Genomic DNA, 14,737 nt, shown 5'->3' on the forward strand with positions numbered 1-14,737 from the left:
TCCCGCCTGTCTATGATCGCGGTCACAGCGCCGCGCGCGAATACGACTAAGCGTGCACGATGCGCGGTGGACTCTTGTCCCTGTTTCCAGCAGGATAGTCGCGCATGTCAAAGCGGGGAGACGGTGCGATGAAGACGGGATGGCGCGCGCTGGCGGAGCGGCTGGCCGGCAAGGCGAAACTGGCGCTCATCATCCCCCTGAGCCTCGCGATGGCGGCGACCGCCGCCGCCGATACCGTCCCGCAGGTCACCCTCGCCACCCCCGGCAGTTCGGGCACCGGCGACGGCACGATCACCCGCTTCACGCTGCGCTTTTCCGAAGACATGGTGCCGCTCGGCGATCCGCGCGCCAAGGCCCCGGCGACCAACGACTGCAAACTCCCCGCCGACGGCCGCTGGGTCGATACGCGCACCTGGGTGCTCGAATTCGAAAAGCCGCTCCCCGGCGGCCTAAGCTGCCACGTCCAGCTCCGCTCCGACCTCACCACCGCGCGCGGCGTCGCGGTCGGCGGCAACGACCGTTTCGCGCTCGACACCGGCGGCCCGTCGGCGCGCGCCGTGCTCGCGGGCGGCATCTACGACGGGATCGAGGAGGACCAGATCTTCCTCGTCGCGACCAATGTCGCCGCCGACCGCGCCTCGGTCGGCCGCTTCGGCTATTGCGCGGTCGACGGGATCGGCGAGAAGATTCCGCTCGACGTCCTGCCGCGCGAGACCGCGACCGAGATCCTGACCGGGCTCGGCGACAACAACTGGTCGCGCCAGTCCTTCGCCTATGACGCCGGGCTGCCGCTGCGCCTCCCCGCCGCGGGGGCCGACCGCGAGGCGGCGCTCGACCGCGTCGTGCCGGTCAAGTGCCGCCGCCCGCTGCCCCCCGGCCGCGACATGGCGCTCGTCTGGGACGCGCGCATCAGTCAGGCCGGCGTTCCGAGCCGCACTGCGGGGCGCGACCAGCGCTTCGACTATGACATCCGCCCTGCCTTCACCGCCAAGATGTCGTGCAGCCGCGTCAATCCGCAGGCGGGCTGCAACCCGATTAAGGATGTGACGCTGAGCTTCGCCTCGCCGGTTGCACGCGAGACCGCGCTCGCCGCGACGCTCGCCACTGCCGACGGCAAGCGGCTGACGCCGAAGGTCGACGACGACGACAAGAATGATGCGTATCTGACGCAGGTCCGCTTCACCGGCCCGCTGCCGCAGAATGTCGACGCAACGCTGACCTTGCCCGCCGATGTCACCGACCAGAGCGGCCGACGGTTGCAAAACCAGACGAACTTCCCGCTCAAATTCCACATCGATCGCGCCCCTCCGCTGGTCAAATTCGCCGCCGAATTCGGCATATTGGAAGCAAGCGAGGGCGGCGTCCTGCCAGTCACCGTGCGCGGGGTCGAATCGTCACTGGTCCAGGCGAACCTCAAGATGCCCGCCACTGCGCTCAAAGTCGGCGACGACGATGCCGCGATCGCGCGCTGGCTGAAGCGCGTCGACGATGCCGACGATAGTGATTATCGCGAGGAAAAGGACCGGACCGGCAAGGAGGTCACGGTCAATTACACCGGCACCAGATCGGTGTTCGACGGCGCCCCGGCGGGCGGCGAGCGCCGCGACCTCCAGCTCTCGCCCCCGGCGGGCGGCAAGGAGTTCGAGGTCGTCGGAATCCCGCTCACCGAAAAGGGTTTCCACGTCGTCGAGATCGCCAGCCCCGAACTCGGTGCCGCGCTGCTCGGCCGCAAGGCGACGCGCTATGTCGCGACCGCGGCGCTCGTCACCAACATGGCGGTGCATTTCAAATGGGGCCGCGAAGCCTCGCTCGCGTGGGTCACTTCGCTCGACACCGGCCTCCCCGTCGCGGGCGCCGAAATCCGCGTCTCCGACAGTTGCACCGGGCGCCTGCTCGCGCGCGGCACCGCCGACAAGTCGGGCCGCCTCGCCTTCCCGAACGGGCTGCCGCAGCCCGAAACCTATTCGAGCTGCGAGGACGATCCGAAACCGGACAACAGCGAGGGCCATGCGCTGATGGTCACCGCGCGCAGCGGCGACGATTTCAGCTTCACCCTCACCGACTGGGGCAATGGCATCCGCCCCTATGATTTCGACCTTCCTTACGGTTGGTCGGACCGCGAGGACATCCTCCACACCGTCTTCGACCGCGCGCTCGTCAAGGCGGGCGAGACGGTCCATATGAAGCATCTGCTCCGCCGCCCGGTCGGCACCGGCTTCAAGACCCCCGAAGCGCTGGCGGGCAAGCTCCGCCTCGTCCACCGCGGCTCGGACACCGAATTCGAGATGCCGTTCAGCATATCGGCGACCGGCAGCGGCGAAACGACATGGAACGTCCCCGCCTCGGCGCCGATGGGCGATTACGAGCTCGTCTTCGTCACCAAGGACAAGGATGGCGAGGACAAGACGATCTGGTCGAACCAGTCGGTCAAGGTCGACGAATATCGCCTACCAACAATGAAGGCGACGGTGACCGGCCCGAAAATGGCGCCGGTGCGCCCCACCGCGGTGCCATTGTCGCTGTTCGTCGGCTATCTTTCCGGCGGCCCTGCCGCGAGCCTGCCGGTCGAACTGCGCACCAATTTCCGCCCGAGCTGGTCGCCGCCCGAAGATTACAAGGACTGGGATTTCGACGGCCAGCCGGTGAAGGAAGGCACCGTCCAGCTCGACGACAGCGGCGACGAACCCAGTGCCGAAATGCCGCTCGCGCGCTCGGTGCCGCTGTTGCTCGACGCCAATGGCGCGGCGACGGCGAATGTCGCGGTCGACCAGCCGATCACCGAACCGACGGTGATGGCGGCCGAAATGGATTATGAGGATGCCAATGGCGAAACGCTGACCGCCAGCCGCCGCATCACCCTCTTCCCGTCCGCCGTCCGCCTCGGCCTCAAGACCGACGGCTGGCTGATGCGCGACAACGATCTGCGGCTCAACTTCATCGCGCTCGACCTCGACGGCAAGCCGATCCGCGGCCAGCGCGTCCAGGTTGCCGTCTACAACCGCGAGATCATCACCGCGCGGCGCCGCCTGATCGGCGGCTTCTACGCCTATGACAACCAGATGCGGACGACCAGGCTCGCGGCAAATTGCGCGGCGACGACCGACAAGCTCGGCCGCGCGAGCTGCACGATGGCGCCGGGCGTTTCGGGCGAGGTCACCGTCGTCGCGACGACCGTCGATGCCGACGGCAACGAATCGCGCGCGGTGCGCTCGGTCTGGCTCGCGGGCGACGACGACTGGTGGTTCGGCGGCGACAATGGCGACCGCATGGACGTCATCGCCGAACAGCCCCGTTACGCCGCGGGCGATACCGCGAGCTTCCAGGTCCGCATGCCGTTCCGCGAAGCGACCGCGCTCGTCACCGTCGAGCGCGAGGGCGTGCTGTCGAGCTTCGTCGTGCCGCTCAAGGGCACCAATCCGGTGGTCAAGGTCAAGCTGCCCGCGACTTACGCGCCCGATGTCTATGTTTCGGTGATGGCGGTGCGCGGCCGTGTGACCGGCGGCGAAAGCTGGTTCCGCAAGCTGAAACGCGCCGCCGGCTTCAAGATCGAGAATAGCGAGGGCGCTCCTCCTACGGCTTTGGTCGACCTCGCCAAACCGAGCTACCGGATGGGCGTCGCGCGGATCAAGGTCGGCTGGGAAGGCCACCAGCTCGGCGTCAAGGTCAAGGCCGACAAGGAAAAATACGCCGTCCGCGAAACCGCGAAGGTGGCGATCGAGGTCAAGACGCCGAACGGCAAGGCGCCCGCCAACGCCGACGTCGCCTTCGCCGCGGTCGACGAAGCGCTGCTTCAGCTTGCCCCGAACGAAAGCTGGGACGTTCTCGACGCGATGATGGGCGAACGGACGCTCGACGTGCTCACCTCGACCGCGCAGATGCAGGTGGTCGGCAAACGCCATTATGGCCGCAAGGCGCTCGAACCCGGCGGCGGCGGTGGCGGCGACCTTTCGGGACTGACCCGCGAGGATTTCCGCCCGGTGCTGCTGTGGAAAGGCAATGTCCCGCTCGACAGCAAGGGCCGCGCGCTCGTCGATGTGCCGCTGTCCGATAATCTGTCGGGCTTCCGCCTCGTCGCGATCGCCACCGACGGTTCGCAATATTTCGGCACCGGGTCGACCAGCGTGCGCACCGTGCAGGATCTGTCGGTCTTCGCCGGCATGCCCGAACTCGTCCGCACTGGCGACACCTATGACGCGCGCTTCACCCTGCGCAACGGCACCGATCAGGAAATGACGGTCACCGCCAACGCGACGCTGTCGCCCGCGGTCGCGACCGCGCCGCCGCTGACCGTTACCATCCCGGCGGGCGGCGCAGTGCCGATCAGCTGGTCGATGACCGCACCGGAACAGACCGGCCCGATCGAATGGACGGTCGAAGCGGTGTCGAAGAACGGCAAGCAGCGCGACCGCCTCGTCGCGCAGCAGGTCGTCGAACCGGCAGTGCCCGTCGAAACCTGGGCCGCCAGCCTGTTCCGCGTCGGCCCCGCAACGACGCTGCCGATCGCCATCCCCGCCGGCGCCCTGCCCGGCGGCTATGTCGATGTCGCGCTCGCCGGCACGCTCGCGCCGCCGCTGTCGGGGGTGCGCGATTATATGGCGATCTATCCCTATAATTGCTTCGAACAGTCGACGTCGCGCGCGATTGCCTTGGGCGATATCGGCCGCTGGCAGGCGCTCGCGGAGGCGATGCCGACCTATCTCGATGACGACGGATTGCTCCGTTACTGGCCGAACGACCGGCTCGAAGGCTCGGCCGAGCTTACCGCCTATGTCCTCGCGATCACCGCGGCGAACGGCTATGCGATCCCCGAAGCGTCGAAGGCGAAAATGATCAAGGCGCTGCAGGCGGTCGTCGACGGGCGGCTGACGCGCAGGGGCTATGGCCCCTATGACATCCGTCCGGTCCGCATCGCGGCGCTCGCCGCGCTCGCGCGCAACAATGCGTCAAGCCCCGCGCTCGTCGCGGCGATCGACGTCGCGCCGGTCGATATGGCGACCGGCACGCTCTCCGACTGGCTGGTCGCGCTCGAAAAGACGCCCGGCGTGCGAAACGCCGCCGCCCTGCGCACCGCCGCCGAAGCCGAACTCAGGAAGCGGCTCGTCTACGAAGGCACGCGGCTCGATCTTGTCGACGATGCACGCGCGCCCTGGTGGATGATGACGAGCGGCGACGAAATGGCGATCAAGGCGCTCGAAGCCGTGCTCGGCCGCAAGGGCTGGGAAGACGACGCCGGCAAGCTGATGGTCGGCGTGGCGCAGCGCCAGCGCAAGGGCCATTGGGACACCACCCCCGCCAACGCATGGGGCGCCACCACCGTCCGCCGCTTCGCCGAGCTTTATCCGGCAAGCGCGATCACCGGCGTCACCAATATCGCCCTCGCGGGGAACAGCGCGTCACAAAGCTGGCCGCTGCCCGCCGAGGCACCCTCGCCGCTGCGTGTCGCGCTCGCCGCGGCGACGATGAGCCTCAGCCATGAAGGCACCGGTGCGCCGTGGGCGACGGTCAGCGTCAAGGCCGCGGTGCCACTCAAGGAACCGCTCAACGCCGGCTACCGGATCAAGCGCTCGATGAGCATCGTCAAGGCGGCAAACAAGGACCGGCTGACGCGCGGCGATGTGGTCAAGATCCGCATCGAGGTCGTTGCTGCCGCCGGGCGGACATGGGTCGTCATCAACGATCCGGTCCCGCCGGGCGCGACGATCGTCGGCAACCTCGGCGGCCAGTCCGAAATGCTCGCCGAGCAGGCGGGCGGATCGGGCGCGCAGCCGAGCTATGTCGAACGCGGCAAGGATAGCTGGCGCGGCTATTTCGGCTGGATGCCCGCGGGCACCCATGCGGTCGAATATGTCGTCCGGTTGAACGGCTCGGGCCGCTTCTCGCTGCCGCCGACCCGCGTCGAGGCGATGTACTCGCCCGCAATCCGCGGCCAGTGGCCGAACGCCCCGGTCATGGTGGGGAATGTGGGTTCTTAATGAATAGGCGCCCTCCCTCTTTCCGCTCGTGTCGAGCGAAGTCGAGACACCCCGAAGGCATATAAGACGATGGGCATCTCGACTTCGCTCGATGCAAGCGGGAATGAAAAGCTCCGTTCCTGCAACCATGGGCCCCCGCGAAGGCGGGGATCCATCTCCGGTGGGTTCAAACTCGCACCAGCAGGAGATGGGCTCCCGCCTTCGCGGGAGCACGTGTTAATTTAGATGGCGAGTTTACCCCGCAAATGCCGCTGGTTCGACGCCCTTGCCTGGCTCGCGCTCGCCGCGCTGATCCTCGTCACCGTCGCCCACCTCCTCACCCATCCGCCCGCGATGCCCGCCTACGAAAGCGTCCGCGCGCACTGGCAGCCCAGCGAAGCGTGGCTCTACGACCGCGACGGCCGCCTGCTCGACAGCGAGCGCGTCAACTTCGAACGCCGCCGCCTCGCATGGGTGCCGCTCAAAGACATCAGCCCCGCCGTCCGCGATGCGGTGGTGCAAAGCGAGGATCGGCGGTTCTGGTCGCACGGCGGCGTCGACTGGCTCGCGGTCGCCAGCGCCGTTCGGGCGCGCCTGATGAGAGGGGGGACCGGCGATCGCTCGCGCGGCGCCTCGACCTTGGCGATGCAGCTCGCCGCCTTTCTCGACCCCGGCCTCGCGCAGCCGGGCAAGCGCGACTGGCGGACCAAGCTTCGCCAGATGCGCGCCGGGCAGGCGCTCGCATCGGCATGGACGCACGACCAGATGCTCGAGGCCTATTTCAACCTCGTCCCCTTGCGCGGTGAGGCGCAGGGCATCGGCGCGGGCGCGCGCAGCCTGTTCGGCAAGCGCCCCGCCGACATGACACGCACCGACGCGGCACTCTTCGCCGGGCTGCTCCCCAATCCCGCCGCGGGCGCCGAGGCGCTCGGCCGCCGCGCCTGCCGCGCCGCCAAGGCAAAGGATTGCACCGCGATCCGCGCCGCCGCCGCGACTCTGGTATCGGGCGAGCGTGCCGCGCAATTCGACCCGGCGCTCGCCCCGCACCTCGCCGTCCGCCTGCTCGACAAGCCCGGCAAGCGCGTCACGACAACGATCGACCGCCGGATCCAGACGGCGGCGATCGTCGCTCTGCGCCGCCAGCTCGCCGGTCTCGGCTCCGACCGCGTCCGCGACGGCGCGGTGGTCGTGCTCGACAATGCCACCGGCGACGTCATTGCCTATGTCGGCGGCGTCGGTCTCAAATCGACCGCGGCGGCGGTCGATGGCGCCAACGCGCGGCGGCAGGCGGGCTCGACGCTGAAGCCGCACCTCTATGCGCAGGTGATCGAACATGGCTGGCTCACCGCGGCGTCGATCCTCGACGACAGCCCGGTCCAGCTCGACACCGCCTCCGGCCTCTATGTGCCCAAGAATTACGACCGCAGCTTCAAGGGGCCGGTCAGCGTCCGCAACGCGCTCGCTTCCTCGCTGAACGTCCCCGCGGTGCGCACGCTCGTCATCGACGATGTCCAGGAGTTCCGCGACCGCCTCTGGGCGCTCGGCTATCACGGCCTCGTCGAGGACGGCGAATATTACGGCTTCAGCCTCGCGCTCGGATCGGCCGAGGTCAGCCTCGTCGAACAGGCCAACGCCTTCCGCGCCTTCGCCAACGCGGGGCGCTGGTCGCCGGTCCATTTTACGCCCGGCAAAGCGCTGCAGGACGAACGCCAGGTCGTCAGCCCCGCCGCCGCCTTCATCGTCGGCGACATCCTCGCCGACGCAACCGCCCGCGCCGATGCCTTCGGCGCCGACAGCGCACTCCGCCTGCCCTTCTGGGCGGCCGCCAAAACCGGCACGTCGAAGGGCATGCGCGACAATTGGTGCATCGGCTGGTCCGATCGCTTCACCGTCGCGGTGTGGGTCGGCAATCTCGAGGGCGATTCGATGCGCGCCGTCTCGGGCACCTCGGGCGCCGCGCCGGTGTGGCGCGACGTCATGCTCGCGCTGCATGCCGGCCACCCGGGCAAGCCGCCCGCGATGCCAGATGGCGTCGAAGCCCGCCAGATCAGCCTTCCCGGCACCCGCGAACCGCCACGCCGCGAATATTTCCTGCGCGGCACCGCGCAGACCGAAATGGCCGCTGCACCGCAAGTCGCGCGCCGCCCGCGCATCACCAGCCCGCTCAGCGGCAGCGTCTATGCGCTCGACCCCGATATCCCGATCGACCGGCAGCGGCTGGCGGTGACCGTCAGCGGCGCGGTCGCCGGTTACCGGCTGATCCTCGACAAGAAGCCCGCAGGCGACGCCGATGCCGGGCTGCAGCTCCTGCCGCGCCCCGGCATCCATATCCTGACCCTTGTCGATCCCGGCGGACGCACCATCGACCGCGTCCGCTTCACGGTGCGATAGGCGGGGTAGGCCTAGCGAAATTAAGTTGCGCTGTCCGGGCGAGCGGCTAGTCTGAGCGGTCAGGAGAGGGGCGCCGGTCCAGGGACGCCCACAAGGGGATACACACATGATATTTGGACGCGTTAAACCGCTCGCCGCCATATTGGCGGCCGCGGAAAAGAAGTCACTTCCTCGTACGTTGGGTGCCTTTCAGCTGATGTTGTTCGGCATCGGCTGCGTCATCGGTACCGGCATCTTCGTGCTCACCGCCGCCGGCGCGCAAAAGGCCGGCCCCGGCTTGATGCTCGCTTTTGCCATCGCCGGGCTGATCTGCGTCGTCGCCGCGCTCTGCTATGCCGAAATCGCGGCGATGATCCCGGTCGCCGGGTCCGCCTACACCTATACCTATTCGACGATGGGCGAGATTCTCGCCTGGACCGTCGGCTGGGCGCTGGTCCTCGAATATGCGGTCGCCGCGTCGGCGGTGTCGGTCGGCTGGTCCGGCTATTTTACAGGGACCATATTAAACCAGTTCCTCGGGATACAATTGCCATCCTTCCTCGCCGGCGCACCGCTGGCGCTCGGCGGAATCGAGGGCGGTTTCATCAACCTGCCCGCCGTCGTCATCGCGCTGCTGATGACCTGGCTGCTGATGATCGGCACCACCGAAAGCGCGCGCTTCAACGCGGTCCTCGTGACGATCAAGGTCACCGCGCTCTCGGCCTTCATCCTCTTGACGCTGCCGAGCGATCAATTCTCGACCGACAAGTTCAATCCCTTCCTGCCCGCTGGCGTCTTTGGCGGTTTCGGCTCGGGCATCGGCGCGATCGGCGCCGCGGCGACGATCTTCTTCGCCTATGTCGGCTTCGATGCGGTTTCGACCGCCGCCGAGGAAACCAAGAATCCGCAGCGCAACGTTCCGATCGGGCTGATCGGGTCGCTGCTGTTCTGCACCATCTTCTACATCCTCGTCGCGGCCGGCGCCGTCGGGACGATCGGCGGCCAGCCGATCATGGGTCCGAACGGCATTCCCTTCCCCGCCGGGTCCGAAGAGCTGGCGCGCCAGTGCGCGACCTTTACCGAGGACAATCTGCCGCTCGTCTGCTCGAACGAGGCGCTGGCCCATGTGCTGCGCCAGATCGGCTGGTCGGGCGTTGGCAACATGCTCGGCATCGCGGCCTTCGTCGCGCTGCCGTCGGTCATCCTGATCCTGCTGTTCGGCCAGACCCGTATCGCCTTCGTGATGAGCCGCGACGGGCTGCTGCCCGAATCGTGGAGCAAGGTGCACCCGAAGTGGAAGACGCCGCATGTGATCACCGCGGTCACCGGCATCGTCGTCGCGTTCGCCGCCGCCTTCCTGCCGGTCGGCAAGCTCGCCGACATCGCCAATGCCGGCACGCTCTATGCGTTCATGATGGTTGCCATCGCGGTGATGATCCTGCGCAAGACCGCCGCCGACGCACCGCGTGCGTTCCGCACCCCGGCGCTGTGGCTGGTCGGGCCGCTCACCATCGCCGGCACGATCTTCCTCTTCTTCAACCTGCCGCTCGACGCGATGCTGGTGCTGCCCCTTTGGGGCATCCTGGGTCTCGTGATCTACTTCGCGTACAGCCGCAGCCGCAGCCATCTCGGCCGCGGCATCGTCGAACTGCATGAGGACGATCTCGAACCCACCGCCCCGATCCACGAATAGGACGGGGTCCGGAAAAAATCAGGGCCGTCGCAGCACCCGCTGCGGCGGCCCTTTTCGTTGGTTAGTAGGGACTTTTCGGCGCAGTTCCCGGCCGGGTAAACAGCTTGCCGCGTTCGGCCCACAGCACCAGCAGCAGGCCGGCAATCGCGCAGCCAAAGAAGGCATAGGCGAGCGGCAGCGTCGAACCGTCATATTGCTGGCCGATCAGCGCGCCTGCGGTCGCCGCGAGCAACGTCTTGGCAAAGCTCTGATACGACGATGCGACGCCTGCCATATGCCCGAAATCCTCCATCGCGATCGAACCGAAGTTGCTGCCGATGAAGCCGATCAGGCCGACGTTGACCATCATCAGCCCCGTGAACATCGCGAGCGTCTCGACCCCGCTCAGCGCCGCGGCGATCTGGGCGATCGAGGTCGCCATAAAGGCGAACACTGCCGTCTGCGACACCCGCCGCGCACCGAAGCGCTCGACGATCGCAGCGTTGGAGAAATTGGCGATCGCGATGCCGATCGCGACGCAGGCAAAGACGAGCGGGAAAAGCGCCCGCGAGCCGAACACTTCGGCGATGATCTGCTCGCTGCTGTTGAGGTAGCCGAACAAGGCGCCCTGCATCACACCGGCGGCGATCATATAGCCCGCGGCGCGCCGGTGGCGGGTCACCGTCGCCCAGCCGGCGACCAGCGTCCGCCAGTCGAGCGGGCGCACATCCTCGGCCGTCAGGGTTTCGGGCAAGCGGCGCAGCCAGACGAGCATGACGACGCCCATCACCGCAAGCACAAGGAATATCCAGCGCCAGCCGGCGATTGCCGCGACCCCGGCGCCGATCGTCGGCGCGATGATCGGGACGATCATGAAGACGAGAAAGATCAACGACAGACGCTTCGCCATGGCATCGCCCGCGAACAGGTCACGAATCACCGCAACAACGATGACCCCCAGCGCGGCGCTCACCATCCCGTGCGCGAAACGCAGCGCGAGCAGCATCGGGAAACTGGTCGCGAGACCGCAGCCGATCGCGAAGACCGTATAGGCGACCAGCGCCGGGACGAGCACGCCCTTGCGGCCGAAGCGGTCGGCGAGCGGGCCGTAGACCAGCGAGCCTATCGCGGTACCAAGCAGGTAGATCGAAATGACGAACTGGCGGTCGTTGGCGACAGCCACGCCGAGCGTCGTGCCGATGGCGGGCAGCGCGGGGAGCATCGCATCGATGGCGAGCGCGTTGAGCGCCATGACCATCGCCATCATGAACACCATTTCACGGTCGCCCGGGAGACCCGACCGCTGCGAGGACTGAGTCATTTTGTGCATTGCAGCGGCGCTATGCGCCTATGCCGCTGCTTTGGATAGCCCCCGCATGCCTCCGGTATCGATTGGCAATGCTATTCAATGAAAAAGACAAAGCTGTATGGGGCGGCCCCAAAACAGAAGAGCCGCCCCGCACGCGGCAGGACGGCCCTTCTGCAAATCGTCCCGGCGATCAGCCCTGGCGGGTGCCGGTCATCGCCATCGAACCGAAGGCGCCCGCCTTGATCGTGCCGGTCAGCGCGTCGCCGTCGATCGTCGCTTCGCATTCGAGCGTCATCGGCATCGGCACCTTCATGTTCATCGTCCAGGTCAGCTTGTTGCCGTCGACCTTGCCGTTTTCGACATCGAGCGAGCCCATCGCGCCGGCATTCTGGCCGGTGAAGCTGTCGCCATCGCTGCTCACGGTGAACACCGACTTCTGGTCGCCCATCGGCGACTTGGTCACGCAATCGTAGCTGCCGTCAACTTGGGCCATCCTATCTCTCCTACTGAAACAAATGTTAATTAGCTGGAGGCACCGTTTCCACCGCCAGACCCAATCCGTCAAGCTGCGGTTTGACCACGGCGGCATCGCCGACGACGACATAGACGAGATCGTCGGTGCTGAGCGCCTTGCGCGCCGCGGCGTCGATCTCGGCCGCAGTCATCGCTTCATAGGTCGCGGGCAATGTCTCGTAATAGTCGTCCGGGCGCCCGTATTTGACGATCGCGCGGAGGCCGCCGAGCACGTCGCCCGAGGTTTCGAAGCTGCCGGGCAGTTCGCGGACGCTGCCGTTGATCGTGCGCTCGAGTTCCTCCTTCGTCACGCCCTTGTCGCCGAGGAAGCTTTTGAGGTCCTTTTGCAGCTCGCGGATCGAATCGCCGGTGCGGTCGGCCTGGACCGGCGCCGCCGCCACCCAGTTCACGCGGTCCTGCTCGCCCGAGATGCGGCTACGCACGCCATAGGACCAGCCCTTGGTCTCGCGCAAATTGGTGTTGAAGCGCGACAGGAAGTTGCCGCCGAAGATATCGTTCGCCGATTGCAGCACCTCGAGTTTGTCGCCGCCCTTGGCGTCGAGCACCTTGCCCGCGAGGATCACCGACTGCGGCGACTTGGGGCGGTCGAACAGCAGGATACGCGGTTTCGGCGCCGGGATCGCGATATCGAAATGCTTGACCGGTTTCGCCGTTGCCGGCGCCTTCCATGCCCCGAAGCTCGCATCGAGCTGCTTCTTCACCTCGGCAAGCGTCGTGTCGCCGACGACGAAGATCCGCGCCGTGTCGGGACGGACCCATGTCGAATGAAAAGCCGCAAGCTGGTCGCGCGTCGCGGCTGCCACCGACTTCGCATCGCCGAGCCCCGACGGCGGGATGCCATAGGGATGATCTGCGCCGTACAGCACCGGCATCAGCACCCGCGAAGCGATCGCGTTCGGATTGTTCATCTCGGCCTTCAGCCGGTTGAGCTGTTGTGCGCGGACGCGCTCCAGCTCTTTCGCATCGAACGCAGGGTTGCGGATATAATCCGCGAGCAGGGTCAGCGAGGCGCCGAGGTTCGGCTTGAGAGCGAACAGGCTGAACACCGTTTCGTCGGCGTTGGCCGATCCGTCGATCTGCGCCCCGAGGCGCTCCTTCGCTTCGGCGAAGGCGATCGAATCGAGGCTGGTCGTGCCCTCGTCCATCAGGCTGAGCATCAACGACTGGGTGCCGAGAGCATTGTGCGGATCGGCGGCATAGCCGGCGTCGAAGCTCACCGCGACATTGACCGTCGGTACCGTCGCGCGGCGCGCGAACACGACTTCGATCCCGTTCTTGAGCTTCGTGCGTTCGATCGCCGGGAAATCGAGCGCCTTCAGCTCGGCGACCGCAGGCAATTGCGACCGGTCGGCGATCGATGTCGCGTCGCCGATCCCGGTGTCGGGGCCGATGTCGCCGAGCGCAGCATTCCAGTAACGATCAGGCTCGATCGCTCCGGCAATCTTGCCTGCCGTGACCGCGCCGCCGCGCGCCTCGCCGCCCTCGGTGCGTTCACCGGGCGTGTAGGTCAACGAAAAGGCAGGGCGCGACAACCACTTGTTCGCAACCGCCTTCACCTGTTCGGGCGTCGCCTTCGCCATCCGGTCGAGCTCGACCTTGTAATAGGCGGGATCGTTCGAATAGAGCGCGCCCTCGGCCAGCGTCACCGCCTTGCCACCAAACCCGCCGACTGCCTCGAGCCCCGAAATCGTCCCGCCGAGATAGCTGGCGGCCGTCCGCTGCAGTTCGTCGGCGGTCGGGCCGCTCGCGAGATAGGCGGCGATTTCCTCATCCAGCCGTTTCGCGACATGCGCGGGGTCGACGCCGTCCTTGACGTCGGCCTGGACGATCAGGATGCCGGCATCCTCGAACGACTGGGCATAAGCGGCGACCGCAACCGCGACCGGGTCCTTGCGGACCAGCGCATTGTCGAGCCGCGACGACGACAGGCCGCCGAGCACGCCCATCGCCATCTGCAGCGGCACCGCCTCGGGATCGTTGAGCCCGGGGATCGCCCACATGCGATAGAGGCGCGTCGTCGGGATAAGGTCCTTGACCTCCTTGGCGAGCGGGGCGGGCAGGTTGGGGACCGATGTCTTCGGCGCCTGCACCGCCGGACCGCGGGGGATGTCGCCGAACCATTCCTGGACCTTGGCCTTTGCTGTGGCGAGATCGACGTCGCCGGCGAGCACGAGCACCGCATTGTTCGGGCCGTAATTGTCGGTGAACCACTTCTTCACATCGGCGAGGCTCGCCGCGTCGAGGTCGGCCATCGAGCCGATCGTGCTGTGATGATAGGGGTGGCCGGTCGGAAAGAGATTTTCGAAAATCTCGTAGCGCAGCAGGCCATAGGGATTGTTGTCGCCCTGGCGCTTCTCATTCTGGACGACGCCGCGCTGGTTATCGAGCTTTTCCTGCGTCACCGCGCCGAGCAGATGCCCCATGCGGTCGCTTTCGAGGAACAGCGCGCGGTCGAGCGCGCCGGTCGGCACCGTCTCGAAATAATTGGTGCGGTCGACGTTGGTCGTCCCGTTGCTGTCGGTCGCGCCCACCTGTTGCAGCGGCTCGAAGAAATCGCCGGGCGCATTTTCCGACCCGTTGAACATCAGATGCTCGAACAGGTGCGCAAAGCCCGTCTTACCCTTCGGCTCGTGCTTCGACCCGACGCGGTACCACACCGACACCGCGACGACGGGCGCCTTGCGGTCCTCGTGCACGATGACCCGCAGGCCGTTGTCGAGCGTGAAGCTCTGATAGGGGATATCGACCGCCTTCACGAGGTCGGCGATCGGCGCCGGCGCGGCGGCCTTCGATTTGGCGAGCGCGGGCCCCGCGGCGACGAGCGAGGTCGAAAGCGCGAGGGCGATAGCAAGGCGGGGAAAACGGGACATGGGCATCCTCTTGAAGACGCGAGGCAGGGGA

Annotated in this window: 6 protein-coding genes; 3 read left to right on the forward strand and 3 right to left on the reverse strand. The window is 67.0% G+C overall.

The genetic code is table 11. The features are described 5' to 3' along the window. Positions 1 to 104: 104 nt before the first annotated feature. The 3 genes from LH19_RS22250 (at position 105) to LH19_RS22260 (ending at position 10,014) form a co-directional block, all read left to right on the forward strand. Entirely contained in the window at positions 105 to 5,972 is a 5,868-nt protein-coding gene (locus LH19_RS22250) for an alpha-2-macroglobulin family protein (RefSeq protein WP_234716002.1), read from the forward strand. Positions 5,973 to 6,197: 225 nt separating this feature from the next. Further along, on the forward strand, positions 6,198 to 8,342 hold the full coding sequence (gene pbpC / locus LH19_RS22255) for a penicillin-binding protein 1C (protein ID WP_054731896.1): 2,145 nt from the start codon (positions 6,198 to 6,200) through the stop codon (positions 8,340 to 8,342). A 106-nt stretch (positions 8,343 to 8,448) separates the two neighbouring features. Then, positions 8,449 to 10,014, forward strand: a complete 1,566-nt coding sequence (locus LH19_RS22260) for an amino acid permease (RefSeq protein WP_054731897.1) — start codon at positions 8,449 to 8,451, stop codon at positions 10,012 to 10,014. 61 nt (positions 10,015 to 10,075) lie between these two features. Here LH19_RS22260 and LH19_RS22265 read toward each other — a convergent pair whose 3' ends face one another. The 3 genes from LH19_RS22265 to LH19_RS22275 form a co-directional block, all read right to left on the reverse strand. Next, positions 10,076 to 11,314, reverse strand: coding sequence for a multidrug effflux MFS transporter (locus LH19_RS22265; protein WP_234716003.1), 1,239 nt, complete (start codon positions 11,312 to 11,314; stop codon positions 10,076 to 10,078). A gap of 178 nt (positions 11,315 to 11,492) precedes the next feature. Further along, complete coding sequence (locus LH19_RS22270; protein ID WP_054731899.1) at positions 11,493 to 11,795, reverse strand: hypothetical protein; 303 nt, start codon at positions 11,793 to 11,795, stop codon at positions 11,493 to 11,495. 25 nt (positions 11,796 to 11,820) lie between these two features. Beyond that, positions 11,821 to 14,706: a M16 family metallopeptidase gene (locus LH19_RS22275; RefSeq protein ID WP_054731900.1), complete on the reverse strand. Its 2,886-nt coding sequence runs from the start codon at positions 14,704 to 14,706 to the stop codon at positions 11,821 to 11,823. Positions 14,707 to 14,737 lie beyond the last annotated feature (31 nt).

Source organism: Sphingopyxis macrogoltabida, from assembly GCF_001314325.1.
Taxonomy (GTDB): domain Bacteria; phylum Pseudomonadota; class Alphaproteobacteria; order Sphingomonadales; family Sphingomonadaceae; genus Sphingopyxis; species Sphingopyxis macrogoltabida.